1 protein-coding gene is annotated in these 1,118 nt (G+C 59.1%); it reads right to left on the bottom strand.

Annotation, left to right across the window (positions count from 1 at the left end):
* Nucleotides 1-26: 26 nt before the first annotated feature.
* The coding region (locus FXV83_RS41925) for an ISAzo13 family transposase (protein WP_148745840.1) at nucleotides 27-1,118 on the bottom strand (1,092 nt) is incomplete at its 5' end.

The following is a 1,118-nucleotide window of genomic DNA, read 5'->3' as shown; positions in this document are numbered from 1 at the left end:
TTAGGGCCCGTCCATAAATAACTCAGTCAATTCGTTTTGGAACGATGATGTTTTCGATGAGGTGAAATCGTATAGTTCCAGTCGCCATGGAACGAGTGGCGGGTGAGGTTGATGGCAGCCATCTGGAGATCGGAAACCTTGACGCCTTTGGGATATTTCTTCTCGTCCAGCTCGGCGCGCACCTTGAGGCCGGCAACTGTTGTCGTCGCGGCGATCAGCTGGACGATCGTGCGATAGCTACGCAGTGGCTTTCCCAGCCAGTTGATGGTGATGAAGGAGAAGAGACGATGCTCGATCTTGTTCCACTTGCTGGTGCCGGGCGGCAGGTGGCAAACCGTGATCGGCAACTTGAGCTCGTCCGCCAGTTTTTGAAGCTCGACCTTCCACAGGCGCACACGAGACCCGTTGCTGCCGCCGCCGTCGGCCGTGATCATCAGGCGTTTGGCTGTCGGATGACGCTTCTTCCCCATCGTCCGCCACCATCGGCGGATCGCATTGACCGCGAAGCTGGCGGTGTCGTGGTCCGTGCCGACGCTGACCCAGCCGACATTATTGGTGATGTCGTACACGCCGTACGGCACGGCGCGGCTTAGCTTGGGATCGATAAAGTCATGAATGTTGACGAGCTCAGGCCTGCCTTGGCGACGCCATTCCCGGCCGTTGTTCTTGAAATTGCCTACCAATTCCTTCTTCTTCGTGTCGACCGATATGACCGGTTCGTTCGCCGCCAGGAACGTCGTGGCCTGCGTGTTGATGTATTGAAACTGCGCGTCGCGATCGATGTGCTGGCCGCCTTCTCGTGTCTTGTTGTTCGCTTGCAGGCTGTAGCCCATGCCGCGCAGAAGCTCGCTGACAACCGTCGGGCAAACCTTATGACCCTCCTTCGCCAGCTCGGTCACGAGGTTACGCAGGCTGCGGGTCGTCCACAACAATGGCTGCATCGGATCGCCCCGCGTCACCGGTTCGACCAGGCGCTTGAGATCGGCCGCGAGGGTTGGATCCCGGGACGACTTCTTCTTGCGCCCGCCGCCCGCCTTACGGACACGTCCAGCCGGAACCGCCACGTTGTCGCGAATGTCAGAAAGTCCGTGATAAATCGTCGACCGCGCCAATCCGCT

This window comes from Bradyrhizobium hipponense, assembly GCF_008123965.1.
In the GTDB taxonomy this organism is placed as follows: Bacteria; Pseudomonadota; Alphaproteobacteria; order Rhizobiales; family Xanthobacteraceae; genus Bradyrhizobium; species Bradyrhizobium hipponense.
Note: the sequence above shows the minus strand (reverse complement) of the source record. Positions and strands in the feature narration are given on the sequence as shown.